At 71.2% G+C, this 22,231-nt stretch carries 1 protein-coding gene (running past one end of the window); it reads right to left on the bottom strand.

The window, feature by feature from the left end; genetic code table 11:
• On the bottom strand, window positions 1-22,231 hold the 5' portion of the coding sequence (locus QGN30_RS13665) for a non-ribosomal peptide synthase/polyketide synthase (RefSeq protein WP_248923683.1). The gene continues 9,011 nt to the left of window position 1, outside the view; 22,231 of the gene's 31,242 nt are visible here — the first part of the coding sequence; it begins with the start codon at window positions 22,229-22,231; its stop codon lies beyond the left edge, outside the window.

Genomic DNA, 22,231 nt, shown 5'->3' with positions numbered 1-22,231 from the left:
CGTCCGTGCCCCAGCGCACCAGGTCGCCGGTGCGGTACATGCGGGAACCCGGCTCGCCGAACGGGCACGCCACGAACCGCGACGCGGTCAGCCCGGACCGCTTCCAGTAGCCGTAGCCCACGCCGCGCCCGGCCACGTACAGCTCGCCGACCACGCCGGCCGGTACCGGGCGCAGCCACCCGTCGAGCACGAACAACCCGGCCCCGGGGACCGGCGAGCCGATCGGGGGCGCACCCGAACCCGCGCTCAACGGCGTGCTCGTCGAGGAGAAGATCGTGGCCTCGGTCGGGCCGTAGACGTTGACCATCACCCGCCCGGGCGCCCAGCGGTCCACCAGTTCCGGCGGGCAGGGCTCCGCGCCGATCACCAGCGCCGCGGCATCCAGTCCCTGCGGCGAGAGCATCCGCACCGCCGACGGGGTTTGGCTCAAGACGGTGACCTTCTCGGCGACCAGCAGGGCGTGGAAGTCCATCGGCGAGCGGGCCACCGAACCGGGGACCACGACGAGGCGCCCGCCGTGCAGCAGCGCACCCCAGATCTCCCACACCGAGAAGTCGAAGGCGTACGAATGGAACTGCGTCCACACCTGGTCGGCCGACAATTCGACGCCGACGGCCTGCGCGTCGAACAGCCGGGTCACGTTGTGGTGGCTCACCGCAACGCCTTTGGGCACGCCGGTGGTGCCGGAGGTGTAGATGATGTGGGCGACGTGTTCGGGTGCCGGCGCCGGTAGCGCCGTGACGGGCTGGCGGGCCACGGCGCGGTCGTGGATGTCGATGACCATCAGGTGGTGGCCGTCGAGCTTGTCGGCGAGCGCGGCGACGGTGAGTGCGGCCATGGGCGCGGTGTCGCCGAGCATGAACTCGATGCGGGCCGCCGGCAGGGCCGGGTCGATCGGCAGGTAGGCCGCGCCGGTCTTCAGCACCGCCAGGATGGCCACGATCGCGTCGGCCGACTTTCCGAACAGCAGCGCCACGGACTCGCCGGGGCCCACCCCGCGGTCAATCAGCAAGTGCGCCAGCCGGTTCGAGCTCTCGTCGAGCTCGCGGTAGGTCATGGACCGGCCCTCGTAGGTCACCGCCGGCGCGTGCGGGGTGCGCGCCGCCTGGGCGGTGAACAACTCCGGGATGGACGCCGGCGTGCCGGGCTGGGTCAGGATGGCCCGGTCGCCCCACGCGTCCAGCCGGTCGTGTTCGGCGGGCTCGAGCAGGTCGATCGACGACAGCCGCCGCGCGGGGTCGGCGGTCATGGCGGCCAGCACCCGCCGCAATCGTTCGATCAGCGTCGCGATCCGTGCCGCGTCGAAAACGTCTGTGTCGTATTCGACTTGGAGGCGCATCTCGCGACCGGGCTGGGCCTGCACCGTCAGCGGGTAGTGGGTGGATTCGCGGCTGGTGATGTCGGTGACGGCGAGTTCGTGGTTGCCCGACAGCGCGCTGGCATCGATCGGGTAGTTCTCGTAGGCGAACAGGGTGTCGAACAGCGCGTCCTGCCCGGTGATGCGGTGAATCTCGTTGAGCGCCAGGTGCTGGTGGTCGAGCGTGTGGTTGTACGCGCCCTGCAGCTGGTCGAGCAGGTCGGCGGTGGTGGTGGCGGCGCTGATGTTCGCCCGCACCGGCACGGTGTTGATCAGCAGGCCCACCATGGTGTCCGCGCCGGCGATTTCGGCGGGACGGCCCGACACCGTGGTGCCGAACACGACATCGCGTTGGCCGGTCAGCCCGCACAGCAGTTGCGCGTAGGCGGCCTGCAGCACGGTGTTGACGGTGGTGTGGCAGGAGCGCGCCAGGTCGGCGACGGCCTGGGTGAGGTCGGCGGGCAGCGCGAATGATTCGACGCTTTGCCGGCCGAGCTCCGTCCGGTCCTGGGGCCCGACCAGGGTGGGGGTGTCGAAGCCGGCGAACACCTGGCCCCAGGCCGCCCGGGCGGCGTCGAGGTCGCGGTCGGCCAGCCAGCTGACGAAGCTTCGGTAGGGCGCCGCCGCCGGCAGCCGTTGCCCGTAGTAGGCGGCGAAGATCTCGCCGAGCAGGATCGGCATCGACCAGCCGTCGAGCACGATGTGGTGGTTGGTCAGCACCAGCCGGTAGCGCTCGGATGCGGTGCGTACCAACGCCACCCGGAACGCGGGCTGCTCGGCGAGGTCGCCGCAGACGGCCGCGCGTTCGGCGGCGCACAGGCGCTCGATCGCGTCGGTGTCGGTGCCATCCAGCTCGAGGTACCGCCAGGCCGGCGCGGGGTCGGCCGGGATGATCTGGACCGGCTCGTCGTACCGGTCGCAGAAGCGGGCCACCAGGTTCGGATGCCGGCTCACGACAGTGTGCACGGCGTCGCGCAGGCGGTTCGGGTCGAGCGGGCCGGCGATGCTGATGTTCAGCTGTCCCGCGTACAGGTCGTCGGTCGCCGGCGCGGTGTTGGCGTGGAACAGCAGACCCTGCTGAACCGGGGTCAACGCCAGCACGTCGGCGATACGGTGTTGGCGCGCAAGCTGATCGAGCTGCTGTTGGCTCAGCCGCGCGGGCGCGATGTCCGACGGTGTCAATCCGCCGCCGCCGGAGCGCACGTGGGCGCAGATGCCGGCGAGCGCCGCGAACCACAACCGGCCCAGCCGGGCGACCTGTTCGTCGTCGAGCGCCGACGGCGCCCAGGTCCAGTTGGCGTGCAGGCGTGGGCCGTCCGCGGAGTCGACGGTGGCCGCGTTGAGTTCGAGGGTGTGCATCAACGGCATGGCTGTCGACGCGGCGGCGCGGGTGACCGACCAGCCGTCCGGCACGGGCCGCCACATGTCGGCGGTGAGCTCACCCGCGCCGCCCTGGCGCCCCAGGTAGTTGAACCCGATCGGCGGTTCGGGGCCGTCCAGGTCGATCCCGGGGTTGAGGTAGCGCAGCAGCCCGTAGGTCAGCGGGTCAGGCAGCGCCCGGAGCTGTTCCTTGGCGTCTTTGAGCGCCGCGCCCAGCGCGGTCCCGCCGGTGACGACCTGCCCCCAGGAGACGCCGCGCACGTTCAGCGCCGTCGGGTATTTGGTGGTGAACCACCCCACGGTCTGGGACAGGTCGATGTCGCGGCCCAGTTCCTCGTGCCGGCCGTGCCCCTCGACCTCGATGCCGATGGGCGCGCGGCCGCCGCCGAACTCCGCGCACGCCAACGCGAACGCGATCAGCAGGATGTCCTGCACGCCGGCGTGGAACGCCGACGGCACCTCGCCGAGCAGGGCGCCGGTGGTCTCGGGGTCCAGCTCCATGAAGAGGTGTCCGGCCGTGGCGAAGGTGTCCATGTCGGGGCGGACCGCGGGCAGGGCCGGCGGTGTCGCCGCCACCTCGGTCCAGCGCTCCGCCTGATCGACGACGTCGGGGCGGCGCGCATGCTGGGCGAGCCGCGACGACCACCGCGCGAACGAGGTGCCCGCAGCGGGCAACTCGACCGGCCGCCCGCTGTGATGCTGGGCCCAGGCGATGTTCAAGTCCTGCAACAGGATTCGCCACGACACGCCGTCGACGGCGAGGTGATGCACGATCACCACGAGCTGCCCGGTGGCGCCGGCCCACAGCGCGCTGAGCATCACGCCGGCGGCCGGGTTCAGCCGCGACCGCGCCTCGGTGACCGCCGCGTCGGACAGCTCGTCCACCACGTGCAGGCAGTCGGCCGCATCGACCGAGCCCGCCTCGGGCACCGTCAGCGACCAGTCGCCGGACCCCTGGACGCCCGAGCCGTCGACGCGCAGCCGCAGCATGGGGTGGCGATCCAGCAGCGCCTGCAGCATGGTTACCACGTCGGCCTCGGTCACCCCGGCAGGCGCCTGCACCAGCATGGCCTGGTTGAACTGATCGACCTGTCCGCCAACGCTTTCCACGTCTTGCAGCCAGCGGATGATCGGGGTCGCCGCCACGGGTCCGACGCCCTCGTCGAGGACGGCGGCGTCGGCGTCGACCACCTCGGCCACGCGGGCCAGCCGCGCCACGGTCTGCTCGACGAAGATGTCGCGGGTCTTGCACACCAGGCCGGCGGCGCGCGCCCGCGTCACCACCTGCATCGACGAAATGCTGTCCCCGCCAAGGTCGAAGAACGAGTCGTCGACGCCGACCCGCTCGAGCCCGAGCACCTGGGCGTAGATGCCGGCCAGGATCTCTTCGACGGCGTTGTCGGGGGCGCGGTATTGGTCGGCGTCGGAGTATTCCGGCGCGGGCAGAGCGCGGGTGTCCAGCTTGCCGTTGGGGGTCAGCGGCAGCGCCTGCATGACGACCACGGCGGCCGGAATCATGTAGCCCGGCAGCCTTTCGGCCAGCGCGGCGCGGACCGCGGCCGGGTCGGCGGTGCCGGTGACGTAACCGACGAGGCGCTTGTCCCCCGGCCGGTCCTCGCGGGCGACGACGACCGCCTGCTCGACGCCGGCCACCCAGGACAGCGCCGCCCGCACGTCGCCGAGCTCGATGCGGTAGCCGCGGATCTTGACCTGCTCGTCGGCGCGGCCGAGGTAGTCCAGTTGCCCGTCCGCGCGCCAGCGCACCAGGTCGCCGGTGCGGTACATGCGCGATCCGGGCGCGCCGAAGGGGCACGCCACGAACCGCGACGCGGTCAGGGCGGCGCGCTTCCAGTAGCCGCAGGCCACGCCGGCGCCGGCGACATACAGCTCTCCGACGACGCCGGGCGGCACGGGTCGCAGCCATTCGTCGAGCACGAACGACGTCCCGTTGGGCACCGGGGAGCCGATAGGCACAGCGCCCGTTCCGGGCCGCAGCGGCGCACTGATCGCGGCGTAGACCGTGGCTTCGGTCGGCCCGTAGGCGTTGATCATCACCCGGCCGGGCGCCCAGCGGTCCACGAGTTCGGCCGGGCAGGCCTCACCGGCGACCACCAGCGCGACCGACTCCAGGCCGGCGGGCGAGAGCGCGCCCGCCGCCGACGGGGTCTGGCTGAGGACGCTGACCCGCTCGGCCACCAGCAGCGCGTGCAGGTCTTCCGGTGAGCGCGCGACGGATTCGGGCACCACGACCAGTCGGCCGCCGTGCAACAGGGCGCCGAAGATCTCCCAGACCGACACGTCGAAGGCCAGCGAATGCCATTGCGACCACACGCCGGTGCGGGGCAACCCGGAGTCTTGCGAGGCCAGCAGCTGGGTGACGTTGCGGTGCGTGACCGCAACGCCTTTGGGAACGCCGGTGGTGCCCGAGGTGTAGATCAGGTAGGCGAGGTGGTCGGGCCCCGGCGCCGGCAAGGCGGTCGCGGGCCGGTCTTCGAGCTCGGGATCGTCGACGGCGATGACCATGACGTCGTGGCCCTCGAGCCGGTCGGCGAGCCCGGGACTGGTGAGCGTGGCGATCGGGGCGGCGTCGGAGAGCATGAAGCCGATCCGCTCGGCCGGCAGCGCCGGATCGATCGGCAGGTAGGCCGCCCCGGTCTTCAGCACGGCAAGGATGGCGACGATCGCCTCGGCCGAGCGCGAAAACAGCAGCGCCACAGCCTGTCCCGGGCCCGCACCGCGGGCGGCGAGCAGGTGCGCGAGCCGGTTCGACGCCTCGTCGAGCTCGCGGTAGGTCATCGAGTGGCCGTCGCATACCACCGCGGCGGTGTCCGGGGTGCGGGCCGCCTGGGCGGCGAACAGCGCCGGGATCGAGTCGGTCTCGGTGGCCGGTCCGGTCAGCGCCGCGCGGTTGCCGAGGGCGTCCAGTCGGGCGTGTTCGGCGTCGTCGAGCAGGTCCACCGCCGACAACGCCTGCGCGGGGTCGGCGATCATCGCGAGCAGCACGCGCTGCAACCGGCCGATGAGTGCCGCGATGCTGTCCGCGTCGAAGACGTCGGTGCGGAATTCCACGGTACCGCCGATTCCGGCGGGTTCACCCGCATCGCTCCAGCGCTCGCCCATCGAGAACGTCAAATCCATTCGGGCGGTGTGGGTGTCGACCGGGATGGGCGTGACGTCGACATCGCCGAGGGCCAGCCCCGCGGCGGGCCCGCCCTCCTGCCCGGCGAAGTTCTGCCAGGCCAGCATCACCTGCACCAGCGGGTGATGGCTCAGGCTGCGGGCGGGATTGAGGCGCTCGACCAGCACCTCGAAGGGCACGTCCTGGTGCTCGTAGGCGGCCAGGCTGCGGTGGCGCACCTGGGACAGCAGCTCGGCGAAGGTGGGATCGCCGCCCAGATTTTCCAGATCGACCCTCAATACGAGTGTGTTGACGAAGAACCCGACCAGCTCGTCGAGCGCGGGGTCACGGCGGCCGGCGATCGGGAAGCCCACCGCCACATCGGAACTCGCGCTGATCTTCGACAGCAGCACCATCAGGGCGGTCTGGACCACCATGAAGCTGGTGGCGTTGTGTCGGCGCGCCACGTCGGCGACCCGCTGTTGCAGCTCGGCCGACCAGTCGATCTCCACCGTGGCGCCGCGCTGGTCGGCCACCAACGGGTAGGGCCTGTCGGTGGGCAGCGGCAGCCGCTCCGGCATTCCGGCCAGTGCCTCTTCCCAGTACGCCAGTTGGGCGGCGATGCGGCTGTCGCCGTCGTCGAGATCGCCGAACTGCGCACGCTGCCACAGCGTGTAGTCGACGTATTGCACCGACAGCGGCGCCCAGTCGGGGCCGCGCCCGTCGCACCTGGCGGCATACGCCACGCCCAGGTCACGCACCAGCGGGGTGAGGGACATGCCGTCGGCGGCGATGTGGTGCACGACGGCGACCAGCACGTGCCGGTCGTCGCGGATGCGGAAAAGCTCTGCCCGCAGGGGGATTTGGGCCGACAGGTCGAAGGTGTAGCGGGCGGTGGCGCCGATCGCCTCGTCCAGCTGGTCCGCCGACCAGGTGCCGGCGTCGACGACCTCCCACCCGAAGTCTGCCTTGCCGGCGGGGATCACCACCTGCTGCGGTAGTCCCTCGGGCGCGACGAACACCGTGCGCAGGCTCTCGTGACGGACCACCACGTCGCCCAGTGCCGCGCCCAGGGCGTCCGCATCGAGCGGCCCGTCCAGCCGCAGCGCCGCCGCCATGTTGTACACCGGTGAGGGCCCTTGCAATTGGTCCAGGAACCACAATCGGTTCTGCGCGAACGACAACGGGATGACCGCCGGCCGCTCGGCGGCCGTCAACGGCTCCAGCCCGCTGCCGCCCTCACCGATCCGGGGGGCCAGCTGGGCGATGGTGGGCGCCTCGAACACGGCGCGCACCGGGAGGCCGGCGTCGAGGCTGGCGTTGATCGCGGCGACCAGGCGCATCGCGGAGATGCTGTCGCCGCCCAGGTCGAAGAAGGAGTCGTCGACCCCGACCCGCTCGACGCCGAGGACTCCGGCGTAGACGCCGGCCAGGATTTCCTCGGTGAGCGTTTCCGGCGCGCGGTACCGACCGGCCGTGTATTCCGGTGCGGGCAGGGCGCGCGCGTCGAGTTTGCCGTTGGGGGTCAACGGAATCGCGTCGAGCGTCACCACCGCGGCGGGCACCATGAAGGCGGGCAGCCGTTCGCTCAGCGCGGCGCGCAGCTGGGTGGGGTCGGCGCTGCCGGTGACGTAGCCGACGAGCCGCTTGTCACCGGGACGGTCTTCGCGCGCGACGACGACTGCCTGCGCGACGCCGTCGATTCCGGCCAGGGCGGACTGGATTTCGCCGAGCTCGATGCGGTAGCCGCGGATCTTGACCTGTTCGTCGGCGCGGCCGAGGCAGAGCAGTTGGCCCACACCGGATCCCGAGGGTTCCCAGCGGACCAGGTCGCCGGTCCGGTACATGCGCGTTCCGGCCCCACCGAAGGGGCAGGCGACGAACCGCGACGCGGTCAGGCCGGGCCGGCCGACATACCCTGCGGCGACACCGGATCCGGCGACGTACAGCTCGCCGACGACGCCGGGCGGCACCGGCCGCAACGCGTCGTCGAGCACGAACAGCGCCGCCCCGGGGACCGGCGAGCCGATGGGAACCGGCCCCGTCCCGGCCGCCAGCGGCGCGCTGATGGTCACGCACATCGTGGTCTCGGTCGGGCCGTAGGCGTTGACCATCACCCGCCCGGGCGCCCACTGGTCGACGACCTCGGCCGGGCAGGCCTCCCCGGCCATCACCAGCGACACGGAGTCCAGCCCCTCCCGCGAGAGCATGGCCACCGCCGACGGGGTCTGGGTCAACACGCTGACCTGCTGGGCGACCAGGACGTCGTGCAGGTCGTGCGGGGACGCCGCCACCGCCTCGGGGACGACCACCAGCCGCCCGCCGCGCAGCAGCGCGCCGAAGATCTCCCACACCGAGACGTCGAACGCCAGCGAGTGACATTGCGACCAGACCCCCGCGGCCGGCAGGCCCGCGTCCAGGGATCCCAGCAGCTGGGTGACGTTGCGGTGAGTGATGGCAACGCCTTTGGGCACACCGGTGGTGCCCGAGGTGTAGATCAGGTAGGCGAGGTGGTCCGGCCCCGGCGCCGGCAGGGCCGTGTCGGGCAGGGTGTCGACGCGGGGATCGTCGACGTCGATGATCGTCACGCCGCGACCGTCGAGCCGCTCGGCCAGGTCGGCGGTGGTGACCGCGGCGACCGGTTTCGCGTCGCCGAGCATGAACTCGATGCGCGCGTCCGGCGAGGAGGGGTCGATCGGCAGGTAGGCCGCTCCCGTTTTGAGCACGGCCAGGATCGACGCGACGGCTTCGGCGGACCGCGAAAACAGCAGCGCCACAACCCGTCCCGGGCCCGCGCCCGCGGACGCCAGGCAGTGCGCTAACCGGTTGGACGCCTCGTCGAGTTCCCGGTAGGTCACCGACAGGTCGCCGCACACCAGCGCCACGGATTCCGGGGCCCGCGCGGCCTGCGCGGCGAACAGCTCCGGAATCGACGCCGGCGCGTCGCCGGCCGGCCGGGTCAAAACCGCGTGGTTGCCAAGCTCTTTCAGGCGGGCGTGCTCGGCCTCGTCGAGCAGATCCACCGACGACAGCGGGTGGGCGGGTTCGGCGGTCATCGCGGTCAGGACCCGCTGCAGGCGGCCGATCAGCGCCTCGATGGTCGTGGCGTCGAACACGTCGGTGCGGAATTCCACCCGTCCGCCGATGCCGGCGGCCTCCCCGCGCTCGGTCCACCGTTCGGCCAGGGAGAACACCAGGTCCATGCGGGCCGACTGGTCCTCGACGGGCACGGAGGTCACCTCGAGGTCACCCAGCGCCAGGCCGGCGGCGGGGTCGTCGTGGCCGGCGAAGTTCTGCCAGGCCAGCATCACCTGCACCAGCGGGTGATGGGTCAGGCTCCGGGTGGGGTTGACCCGCTCGACCAGCACCTCGAACGGCACGTCCTGATGTTCGAACGCGGCCAGGCTCTGGGCCTGGACCCGGTCCAGCAGTTCGGCGAAGCTGGGATCGCCGGCCAGGTCGACGCGGAGGACCAGGGTGTTGACGAAGAAGCCCACCAGTTGATCGAGCGCGGGGTCGCGCCGCCCGGCGATCGGGAAGCCCACCGCCACATCGGGACTCGCGCTGACCTTCGACAGCAGCACGGCCAGGGCGGCCTGCACCACCATGAAGCTGGTCGCGTTGTGCTCGCGGGCCACCCGGCGCACCTGCTGCTGCAGCTCGGCCGACCAGTCGACCACCACGCTGTCGCCGCGCTGATCGGCCACCGTCGGGTAGGGGCGATCGGTGGGCAGCTCGAGCCGCTCGGGCATGCCGGCCAGGGCGCGCTCCCAGTACGCCAGTTGAGCGCCGATGCGGCTGTCGCCGTCGTCGAGGTCGCCGAGTTGGGCGCGCTGCCACAGCGTGTAGTCGATGTACTGCACCGGCAGGTCGGCCCAGTCGGGCGCGCGCCCGGCGGACCGGCTGGTGTAGGCCAGGCTCAGGTCGGCGCCCAGCGGCGTCAGCGACATGCCGTCCGCGGCGATGTGGTGTACCGCGATCACGAGCAGGTGCTCGTCCTCGGTGATGGTGAAAAGCCGTGCCCGAATCGGGATTTCGGCTGCCAGATCGAAGGCGTGGCGCGTCACCGCCTTGACGGCGTCGTCCAGCCGGCTCGCCGGCCACGCGGTGGCATCGACGACCTCCCAGCCGAATTCGGCGCGCTCGGCGGGCACGACCTCCTGCCGGGGCGTGCCTTCGTGCGACGGGAACAGGGTGCGCAGGCTCTCATGACGGCTCACCACGTCGGCCAGCGCGGCGCCGAGCGCGTGCGCGTCGAGCCGCCCGCGCAGCCGCAGGGCCGCCGCCATGTTGTACAGCGGTGACGGGCCTTGGAATTGGTCGATGAACCACAGCCGGTTCTGCGCGAAGGACAACGGGATGATCGCCGGCCGCTCCCCCGCCACCAGCGGTTCCAGCCGGCCCGAGCTCTCCGCGATGCGGGGCGCCAGCTGGGCGACGGTGGGCGCCTCGAAGACGACGCGCACCGGTAGCTCGGTTTCCAGCGTGGTGTTGATCGCGGTGATCAGGCGCATGGTGGACAGCGAGTCGCCGCCGAGGTCGAAGAACGAGTCGTCGACGCCGACGCGTTCGACGCCGAGGACTCCGGCATAGATGCCGGCCAGGATTTCCTCGATGGCGGTGCTCGGGGCGCGGTATCCGTTGCCGCCCTGGTAGTCCGGGGCGGGCAGGGCGCGGGCGTCGAGCTTGCCGTTGACCGTCATCGGCAGCGCGTCGAGCACCACCACCGCCGCGGGGACCATGTAGGCCGGGAGGCGCTCCGCCACCGCGGCGCGTGCGCGGGCGGGTTCCGCGGTCCCGGTGATGTAACCCACCAGGCGTTTGTCGCCGGGCCGGTCCTCGCGGGCGACGACGACCGCCTGCTCGACCCCGTCGAGCGCGGACAGCGCGGCCTGGATCTCGCCGAGCTCGATGCGGTAGCCGCGGACCTTGACCTGTTCGTCGGCGCGTCCCAGGTAGCGCAGCTGCCCCTCCCCGGATCCGGAGCGGCCCCAGCGCACCAGGTCGCCGGTGCGGTACATGCGGGTGCCGGGTTCGCCGAACGGGCAGGCCATGAACCGCGACGCGGTCAGCCCGGGGCGCCGCCAATAGCCGACGCCGACACCTTCGCCGGCCAGATACAGCTCCCCGACCACCCCGGCGGGCACCGGGCGCAACCACTCGTCGAGCACGAAGAACGCCGCACGCGTCACCGGGGAGCCGATCGGCGGGAATCCCGAACCCGCCTGCAGCGGGGCGCTCTTGCACGCCCACATGGTGGTCTCGGTCGGGCCGTACACGTTGACCATTACCCGCTCCGGCGCCCAGCGGTCCACCAGCTCCGGCGGGCAGGGCTCGGCGCCGATCACCAACGCCGTGGAATCCAGCCCCTGCGGCGAGAGCAGCCCCACCGCCGAGGGGGTCTGGGTCAGCACCGTGACGCCCTCGCGCACCAGCAGGGCGTGGAACTCCTCGGGTGAGCGGGCCACGGCGCCCGGTACGACGACGAGGCGCCCGCCATGCAGGAGCGCGCCCCAGATCTCCCACACCGAGAAGTCGAACGCATAGGAGTGGAATTGGGTCCACACCTGCTCGGCCGACAAGGCGAAACCGAGCCGCAGGTCGTCGAACAACTGCGCGACGTTGTGTTGAGTCACCGCAACGCCTTTGGGCACACCGGTGGTGCCCGAGGTGTAGATGACATGGGCCAGATCGGTGGGCGCCGGCGCGGGCGGCGGGGTGCTCGGCTGGGCCGCCACCGCGGGGTCGGCCACGTCGACGACGATCAGGTCGAAGCCGTCGAACCTGTCGGCCAGGTCGGCGGTGGTGACCGCGGCCATCGGGGCGGCGTCGGTGAGCATGAACTCCACCCGCGCTGCCGGCAGCGCGGGATCGATCGGCAGATACGCCGCGCCGGACTTGAGCACCGCCAGGATCGCCACGATCGCCTCGGCCGACCGCGAAAACAGCAGCGCCACAAACGCACCCGGGCCGGCGCCGCGATCGACCAGCACGTGCGCCAACCGGTTGGCGGCCTCATCGAGCTCGCGGTAGGTCATGGACCCGTCTTCGAACGTCAGCGCCACCGCATCCGGCGTGCGCGCCGCCTGCGCGGCGAACAAGCCCGCAACGGTCACCGGCTCCATCCGCTCGGACAGCACCGCCTGGTTGCCCCACTGCGCCAGCCGGGCGTGCTCGGCGGTGTCGAGCAGATCCACCGACGACAGGCGCCGCTCCGGGTCCGCGGTCACCGCGGCCAGCAGCCGCTGCAGCCGGTCGATCATCGCCTCGACGGTGTCCGCGTTGTAGACGTCGGTGCGGTATTCGGCAGTCACGGCGATCCCGGCGCGCTGGCCGGACTCGGTGAAGCGTTCGGCCAGTGAGAACGTCAGGTCCATGCGAGCGGTGTTGGTGTGCAACGGCATTGGGGTGACCCGCAGGTCTCCCAGCGCCAGCCCGGCGGCGGGGGCGGTGACCTCCCCCGGGAAGTTCTCCCAGCCCAGCAGCACCTGAACGAGCGGGTGATGGGCCATGCTGCGGGTGGGGTTGAGCCGCTCCACCAGCAGTTCGAATGGCACGTCCTGGTGTTCGAACGCGGCCAGGCTGCGCCGGCGCACCTGGCCCAGCAGCTCGGCGAAGGTCGGGTCCCCGCCCAGTTCTCCGAGGTCGACCCGCAGCACCAGGGTGTTGACGAAGAAGCCGATCAGGTCGTCGAGGGCGGGTTCGGGACGCCCGGCGATCGGGAAGCCCACGGCCACATCGGTACTGGCGCTGATCTTGGCGAGCAGCGCGGCGAAGGCGGCCTGGATCACCATGAAGCTGGTGGCGTTGTGCTCGCGCGCGACCCGGCGGACCTGTTGCTGTAGCTCGGCCGGCCAGTCCACCGCCAGCCGGGCGCCGCGGTGGTCGGCGACCTGCGGGTAGGGCCGATCGGTGGGCAGCTGCAGGCGTTCGGGCAGCCCGGCCAGCGCGTCCGCCCAGTAATCCAGTTGGGCGGCGATGCGGCTGTCGCGGTCGTCCACGTCCCCGAGATGTGCGCGCTGCCACAGCGTGTAGTCGACGTATTGCACCGCCAGGGGCGTCCAGTCGGGGGCCTGCCCCGCGCAGCGGCTCGCGTAGGCGATTCCGAGGTCGCGCGCGAACGGGGTGATCGACCACCCGTCGGCGGCGATGTGGTGCACCGCGACCACCAGCATGTGTTCGTCGTCGCTGACGGTGAAAAGCTCGGTGTGCAGGGGGCTTTCGTGCGACAGGTCGAAGGTGTACCGGGCGGCCGTCTCCATGCTCTCCCGCAGCCGGTCCTGCGGCCACCCACGCGCGTCGATGACGTCGCAGGCGAACCCGATGCGTTCGGCGGGAACCACCACCTGCTGCGGGATTCCGTCGGCCGAGGCGAACACCGTGCGCAGGGTTTCGTGGCGGCCCACGACGTCGGCCAGTGCCGCGGCCAGCGCGTCGGCGTCGAGGTGCCCGCGCAGCCGCAGCGCCACGGTGATGTTGTACATCGGCGAGGCGCCCTGGAACTGGTCGATGAACCACAGCCGGGTCTGCGCGAAGGAGAGCGGGATCACCGCCGGGCGCTCCCCCGCGACCAGCGGGTCGGGACGGTCGGCGTCCCCACTGGTGAGAAGGGCCAACTCGGCGACGGTGGGTGCCTCGAACACGGCCCGCACGCCGAGGTCGGAATTGAAACTGGTGTTGACCGCGGCGATCAGGCGCATCGCCGACAGCGAATCCCCACCCAGGTCGAAGAACGAGTCGTCGACACCCACCCGTTCCAGGCCGAGCACCTGAGCGTAGATGCCGACCAGGATCTCCTCGACGGCGGTGGCCGGGGCGCGGTACCGATCGGCGTCCTGGTAGTCCGGGGCGGGCAGGGCCTTGCGGTCGAGCTTGCCCGAGGTCGTCATCGGGAATTCTTCCAGCGCCACAATGTGTGTCGGCACCATGTACTCGGGCAGCCAGGCGCTCAACCGCTCGCGCACCTCGCCGACCTTGGTGTTGGTCCGGGGGTCGTTGGCGTGGATGGTGCGCCGTCGGGCCCCGTCGGGCGCCAGGTAGAGATCGGTCAGCGCCGGGACGGCCTGGTCGGCGGAGGCGATGAAAACCGCACTGAGAGTACCGGGTTGGGCGCCCCAGGTGACGGCGACGCCATATCCGGCGCGCTCACCGAGGCGGTGCAACTCTTCGGCGACGGTGGCGTCCGGATCGGGGTCGGCCTGGGCCAGCGCGTCGGCCAGGGGCAATCCCTGCGCCAGCGCGGCCTCGACAGCGACGTCGGTGATCAGTCCGGCGCGCGGGATGTCGGTGATGCGGACGGCGGGGGGACGCCGCGACGTCAGGGTCTCGCGCAGGCCGCGCAGCCCGTCGCACTGCGCCCACGTCAGCGTGGGCTCGTCGGCCACCGAGCGCACGGCCGCGGGAGCCTTGTGGATGGCGACGTCGTAGCGGTGCCGGTTGAGTTCGTTGTCGGCCATTCCACGTTTGACGCGGATGTCGATCCCGACGGCTTCCGGGCGCGAGCGCGCCCAGGAGGTGAAAAACTCCGGCGCCAAGAGCAATTCGGTCTCGCCGAGCATGGCGTGGCGGACGCGCTGGCGGATCTCGGCCGCGTCGGCGGCGTCGCCGCGGGCCAGCGCGATCGCGGTCTGGAACGCGCCCTGCAGGGTGTGGTTGCGGATGTCCCCGATGAAGACCGCGCCGCCGGGCGCCAACAGCTCCATGGCCTTGTCGATGACCTGGGCCAGATATCCCGCGTTGGGGAAGTACTGGACGACCGAGTTGAGAATGATGGTGTCGAAGTGACCCTGCGGCAGCCCGTCGGTGACGTGGGCGGGTTGGGTCAGCAGTTCCACGCGGTCGCGCCACGGCAGCTGCAGCCGCTCCATCGCGCGCGCCAGGTTGTCGATCGCGACGGCCGAGAAGTCGGTGGCGACATACTGGTCGCAGTGCGGGGCGATCTGTGAGAGCAGCAACCCCGAGCCCGCGCCGACCTCCAGCACCCGCCGGGGCCGCAGGGACTTGATGCGATCGACTGTGGCGGAACGCCATTCGACCATCTCTTCGAGCGGGATCGGTTCGCCGGTGTAGCTGCTGTTCCAGCCGCGGAAATCCTCGCCGAAGTTGGCCGCGAGGTCGGCGCCGTACAGGTCGTCGTAGAGGTGCTGCCACTCCTGGACGTCTTCGGCGTCCTGCTGCAGATCCCGGTCGGTGGTGGCGTTGTGATCGAGCGTCACGTAGGCGACCAGGTGCGAGCCGGTCGCGGTGTCCGCGACGGTGACGGCGGCCTGGGTCACCTGCGGGCAGGCCAGCAGGGTGTTTTCGATTTCGCCCAGTTCGATGCGTTGTCCGCGCAGTTTGATCTGGTTGTCGGCGCGGCCCAGGTAATCCAGGGTCCCGTCGGACATCCAGCGCACCAGGTCGCCGGTGCGATACATCCTTGTTCCGGGCGCGCCAAAGGGGTTGGCGACGAACCGTTCTGCGGTCAACTCCACCCGGCCCAGATAGCCGTGCCCCAGGGCCGGCCCGCTCAGGTACAGCTCGCCCACCACGCCTACCGGGACGGGGTTCAGCCACGCGTCGAGCACGCGCGCGCACACGCCGGAGATGGGGGCGCCGATGCGAACGGGTTCGCCCGCCGACAGCCGCGCGCAGGTGACCCAGATGGTGGTCTCGCTCGGGCCGTAACCGTTGAACATCTGGCGGCCCGGCGCCCAGGCGTCCACCAGCTCGGGCAGGCAGGCCTCCCCGACGGCGACCAGCGTGTCCAGGCGATCCAGCCGGGCGCGGTCCAGCGTCGAGATCACGGTGGGCGTCAGGATGGCCGCGCTGACCCGCTGGTCGTGCAGCAAGGCGGTCAGCGCCTCACCGGCATACACCTGCGGCGGCGCCACCACCAGGGCGGCGCCAGATCCCGCCGCCAGCAACAGTTCTCCGACCGAGGCGTCGAAGGTCGGCGAGGCGACCATCAGCACCCGCGCGTCCGAGCCCAGACCGAACAGCTCGCGCTGGGCGGCGGCCCAGCCCAGCATGCCGCTGTGGCCCACCGCGACGCCCTTGGGGACGCCGGTCGATCCCGACGTGAAGATCAGGTAGGCGGTGTCGCCCGCCCGCAGGGGCGAGAGCCGGTCGGCGTCGGTGATCTCCTGCGCCGAGCACGCTGACAGGTCGAGACCGTCGAGACGCACGATCGGGCGCGTCCCGGCGCCCGCGACGTCGTCGGTGCCGCACGTCAACACGCACACCGCGTCGACGGCGTCGAGCACCGAGGCGATGCGCTCGACCGGATGGTCCAGATCCACCGGGGCATAGATGCCACCGGCCTTGACGACCGCCCACCACGCCACCACCAGCTCCGCGCACCGGCCGATCGCCACACCGACGGCGCGCTCCGGGCCGACGCCTGCGTCGATCAGCTTGCGCGCCAACCGCGTTGACCACTCGTCGAGTTCGCGATACGACAACGCCCGCGCGCCGTCGATCACGGCGGGCGCGTCCGGGCCCGCCGCCACCGCCGCGGCGAGCAGCTCCGGCGCCACGCCCACCGGCGCCCCAACGCCGGCCCCGGACATCCTCGACAGCACCAGGTCGCGCTCGTCGCGGTCCAGCAGGTCCATCGATGACAGCCGCCGGGCGGGGTCGGCGGTCATCGCCACCAACACCCGCTGCAGGCGCTCGACGAGTGACGCGATGTCAGCGGCATCGAACACGTCGGCGTCGAATTCGATGTGCAGGCCGAGTTCGCGGCCGGGCAGGGCCTCCACCGTCAGCGGATAGTGGTTGTACTCGCGGTTGGTGAACGCGGCGATGGCCAGGCCGTCGTCGCCCAGGGTCATGCCGCTGTCGATCGGGTAGTTCTCGTAGACGAACAGCGTGTCGAAAAGCTGGTCGTGGCCGGTGACGCGGTGGATCTCGCTGAGCGCCAGGTGCTGGTGCTCGAGCGCGTCGTTGTGACTGTTCTGCAGCTGCGCCAGCAGATCGGCGGTGGTGGTCGTCGCGGTGATGTTGGCGCGCACCGGCACCGTGTTGATCAGCAGCCCGACCATCGACTCCGCGTCGTCGACCTCGAGCTGGCCGACCCGCGACCGCGGGGTGCCGAAGACGACGTCGTGCTGACCCGTGAGCGAGGTCAGCACCAACGCCCACGCGGCCTGCAGCACGGTGCTCAGCGTGGTGTGGTGCGAGCGCGCCAGCTCGCCGAGGGCCCGGGTGGTCTGCGCGGACACGCGAGACTTCTCAAAGCCGCGGCGCCCCTGCCCCAATCGGTCTTCGGGCGCGACCAGGGTGGGAGTTTGCAAGCCGGACAACAGCTGTGCCCAGGCCTCGCGGGAGGCGTCGAGGTCGCGATCGGCCAGCCAGGTGAGGAAGGCCCGGTAGGAGCCGGCGGCGGGCAGGCGCTGCCCGTAGTAGCTGGCGAAGATCTCGCGCAGCAGGATGGGGAGCGACCAGCCGTCGAGCAGGATGTGGTGATTGGTCAGCACGAACCGGAATCGCCGGTCCGCGGTGCGGATCAACGCGGCCCGGAACGCCGCCTGCCCGGCGAGGTCGCACACCGCGGCGCGTTCGGCCGCGCACAGGCGCTCGATTCGCGCGTCGGCGTCGGCCTCCCCGGCGCCGCCGTCGTCGAGCTCGAGGTACCGCCACTCGACCACGGGATCGGCGGGGATGATCTGCACCGGCTCGTCGAACTGTTCGCAGAACAGGGCCGCCAGGTGGGGGTGCCGGTTGACGACGGTGTGCACCGCGTCGCGCAGCCGGTCGGGGTCGAGCGGCCCGGTCAGCGTGAAATCCAGTTGGACCGCGTACATGTCGTCGCCGCCCTGCGCGGTGCTGGAGTGGAACAGCAGCCCCTGCTGCAGCGGCGTCAGCGGCAAGATGTCGGCGATGTGGTGCCGGCGCGCCAGCTCGTCGATCTGCTGTTGGCTCAAACGGGCCGGGGCGATGTCCGACGGGGTCAGCCCCCCGCCGCCGTTGCGGACATGTGCGCAGACCCCGGACAGCGCCTCGAACCACAGCCGGCTCAACCGGGTGATCTGCGTGGCGTCGAGAACCGATGGCGCCCAAGTCCATTCGGCGTGCAGGTGCGGCCCGGCGCCGGTGTCGATGGTGCCGGCATTGAGTTCGACGGTGTGCATCAGCGGCATGGGCACCGCCGCGGCGGCGCCGATCAACGACAGCCCATCCTGGCTGATGCTCCAGCCCTCCCCCGCCGAATCGGGCGCTGCGCCTTGGCGTCCCAGGTAATTGAAGGCGATGGAGGGGTCGGGCCCGGCGAGGTCGACGTCGGTGTTGAGGTAGCGCAGCAGCCCGTAGGTCAGTGGGTCGGGCAGCGCGCGCAGCTGCTCCTTGGCGTCTTTGATGATGGGCCCCAGTGCCGTGTCGCCGGAAACCACCTGCGCCCAGCGCAACCCGGCCACCGCCAGGGACACCGGGTACTTGGTGGTGAACCATCCGACGGTGCGGGACAGATCGATGTCGGCGCCGAGTTCCTCGTGGCGTCCGTGAGCCTCGACGTCGATGCCGATCGGGGCGCCGGTGTCACCCAGGAATTCCGCCCACGCCAGCCCGAAGGCGATCAACAGGATGTCCTGGATCCCGGCGTGGAAGGCGGTCGGCACCTCGCCGAGCAGCATCGCGGTCGTCTCGGCGTCCAGCTCGACCGACAAGCGCCCGGCGCTGGCGTAGGTGTCCACGTCGGGGCGCGCCGCGGGCAGCGCGGCGGGCGCCTCCGTCACCCGCTTCCAGGCGTTCAGCTGGCCGACGACGTCGGGGTGGCGCGCGTGCTCGTTCAGCATTGTCGCCCAGCGGGCAAACGAGGTCCCCGCCGGCGGCAGCTCCACCGGCTGTCCGGCGCTGTGCAGCGCCCACGCAATGTTGAGGTCTTCCAACAGGATCCACCACGACACCGCGTCGACGGCCAGGTGGTGGATGATCACCGCCAGCCGGCCGGTGGATTCGACCCACAACGCGCTCAGCATCGCCCCGGTGAACGGGTTCAACCGCGAACGGGCGTCAAGCAGCGCGTCGTCGGTCAGCGCGTCCACCGCCTGCAGGCAGTCCTGCGCCCACACCGACCCGGGTTCGGGAATGTGGAACGACCAGCCGCCGGCGCCGTCGCGCTCGACCCGCAGCCGAAGCATGGCGTGCCGATCAACCAAGGCCTGCAATACCATTGAGACGTCGGCCGCGGTCACCCCCGCGGGGGCCTGCACCATCACGGTCTGGTTGAACTGATCGACCGGGCCGGCCTGCTCCGCGCCCTCTAGCCACCGCATGATCGGGGTGGGCGGCACCGGCCCGACGCCCTCGTCGACCACCTGCGCCGCTCCGTCGCTCACCCCCGCCACCCGGGCGAGCCGGGCGACGGTCTGCTCGACGAACACGTCTCGGGGCCGGCAGGTCAGGCCCGCCGCGCGGGCCCGCGCCACGACTTGCAGCGACAAGATGCTGTCGCCGCCCAGTTCGAAGAAGGACTCGTCGACGCCGACGCGCTGCACGCCGAGCACCTCGGCGTAGATGCCGGCCAGGATCTCCTCGACCGCGTTGCCCGGGGCGCGGTACTCGCCCGTCGTGTATTCGGGCGTCGGCAGAGCGCGGGTGTCGAGTTTGCCGTTGGGCGTCAGCGGGAGCGCCTCGAGGACGACCACCGCGGCCGGCACCATGTAGCCCGGCAGCCGCTCGGCCAGTGCGGCGCGCGCCTCGACGGGGTCGGCGATGCCGGTGACGTAACCGACCAGGCGTTTGTCGCCGGGGCGGTCCTCGCGGGCGATCACCACGGCCTGGTCGACGCCGTCGAGCGCGGCCAGCGCGGCCTGGATTTCGCCGAGTTCGATGCGGTAGCCGCGGATTTTGACCTGTTCGTCGGCGCGGCCGAGGTACTGCAGTTGACCGTCATCGCCCCAGGACGCCAGGTCCCCGGTGCGGTACATGCGCGCGCCCGCCCCACCGAACGGGCAGGCCACGAACCGTGACGCGGTCAGCCCGGTCCGGCCGACGTATCCGCTGGTCACCCCGTCGCCGGCGACATACAACTCGCCGACGACGCCCGGGGGCACCGGGCGCAGCCAGCCGTCGAGCACGAACAACGCCGCCCCGGGCACCGGGGAACCGATCGGCGGGATCCCGGATGCCTTCGTCAGCGGCGCGCTGATCGCCACGCACATGGTCGTCTCGGTCGGGCCGTAGGCGTTGACCATCACCCGGCCCGGCGCCCAGCGGTCCACCACCTCGGCCGGGCAGGCCTCGCCCACCACCACCAGCGACGCCGCCGAAAGCCGCTCGGGCGAGAGCATCGCCACGGCCGACGGGGTCTGGGTCAACACGCTGACGTCCTCGCCGGCCAGCACGTCGTGCAGTTCGTCGGGTGAGCGCGTGACGTCCTCGGGGACCACGACCAGCCGCCCGCCGCGCAGCAGCGCGCCGAAGATCTCCCAGACCGAGACGTCGAAGGCGTACGAGTGGCACTGCGACCACACGCCCGACGGCGGCAGGCCGGCGTCCAGCGATCCCAACAGCTGCGTCACGTTGCGATGCGTGACCGCGACGCCTTTGGGGACACCGGTGGTGCCCGAGGTGTAGATCAGGTAGGCGACGTGGTCCGGACCGGGCGCCGGCAAGGCGTCGGCGCGCTGGGCGTCGATGCGCGAATCGTTGACATCGATGACCGGCACGTCGTGGCCGTCGAGGCGGTCGGCCAGATCGACGGTGCTCAGCGCGGCAACGGGTTTGGCGTCGTCGAGCATGAACCCGATCCGCGACTCGGGCGAGGACGGATCGATCGGCAGGTAGGCCGCACCGGTCTTGAGCACCGCCAGGATCGACGCGACGGCTTCGGGCGACCGCGAAAACATCAGCGCCACAGTCTGTCCCGGGCCTGCGCCCAGTCCGGTCAATAGATGCGCCAGCCGGTTGGACGCCTCATCGAGTTCCCGGTAGGTCACCGACCGGCCCTCACACACCAGCGCCACGGCCTCGGGCGTGCGCGCCACCTGGGTGGCGAACAGTTCCGGCACCGACATGGGCGCGCTCGCCGGCAGGTTCAAAACCTCCTTATTACCAAGTTCTTCCAGGCGTGTGCGCTCCGCGGACCGCAGCACATCCAGCGACGCCAGGCGCCGGCTCGGATCGGCGACCATGGTCGCCAGCACACGCTGCAGCCGTTCGGCCAGGTCCGCGACGTCGAAATTCGAAAACGGTTGCCCGGTACCGACAGTGCTCAGGAATTGCTGGTCGCCGAATCCGAGGAAGAACAGTCCGAAGTGGCCAACCGGCCCGAAGCTGGTGTAGGTCGCGGTCGCCGGGATGCCGTTGAGGCTGAGGGTGAGGCGGGCCGGGACGAAGTTGACGACCACCCGGTTGGGCGCCTGCCGCGGGCCGTTGAAGCCGCCTTCGCCGTCCAGCGTCCGCGTCGGGAATTGCTGATGGCGCAACGCCTCTCGAGACCGCTGGTCAACATGCCGGCAAAAGTCGGCGAACGAGGTGTCCGGCGCGGCCTTCAGCACCAGGGGCACCACGCCGGCGAGCATGCCGGGGTGCGTCTTCGACTCCGGGTCGACGCGCCGGCTGACCGGAAAGTCGAGCACGACTTCGTCGGAACCGTCGGCGCACCAACCCCGCACCAGAAGCGCGCAGGCCGCGGTGAGTACCGATGACCGACGGATGCCCAACGTCTTGGACAACTCTTTGACCCTGCCGACCACGGACTGATCCAGTTGCACTGGCGGAGAAGGTGAATACGGGTCTCGCCCGTCATTCAGCGCCGGTGCCGGATAGTCCGCCCCGCTCCCCGCGGGGCGGTGCGCGACCCAATACTCTTGATCTTCACGGAATTTGGCGGACCCCTCGTATTCCAGCTCGCCGCTGACGAGGTCATGCAGGGAGCCGAAGAAGGCGGGGGGAACTGGCTTGCCGGCGGCCAGCGCGGAGTAGACGGCGGCGATACGTCGTCCGGTCAGCGCGATGCCCATGCCGTCGATGGCGATGTGATGGCAGACGGTGAACCAGTAGTACTCGTCGGGACCCGTACGGAACAAAGCGAATTTGATCATCGGGCCGGTGAGCGGCATCGGCGTTCGCTGGATCGATGCCGCAGTCTCGCGGACTTCCCGCTCCGGATCCGGCGATTCCGTCAGGTCGTAGAAGACCAAGTCGACGTCGTCGTAGTCGACGGCCTTCTGGAAGACCTGGCCGTCGGCCTCGAAGAACGAGGCCCGCAGGCTCTCGGCCTCGTTGACCACGTGTCGCATAGCTTGGTGCAACAGACGGGGGTCGATCGCCCCGTCGATACGGACCAGCACGCCCAGCTGCCACGCCGCGTCGAAATGGCCGGCCTGTTGTGCTAACCAGATATCGAGCTGGCCTCGTGTTACCGGGAGTGCCCGGTCACCACCACGCTCCAC

The organism is Mycobacterium sp. 3-98 (assembly GCF_035918355.1).
GTDB lineage: Bacteria > Actinomycetota > Actinomycetes > Mycobacteriales > Mycobacteriaceae > Mycobacterium > Mycobacterium intracellulare.
Note: the sequence above shows the minus strand (reverse complement) of the source record. Positions and strands in the feature narration are given on the sequence as shown.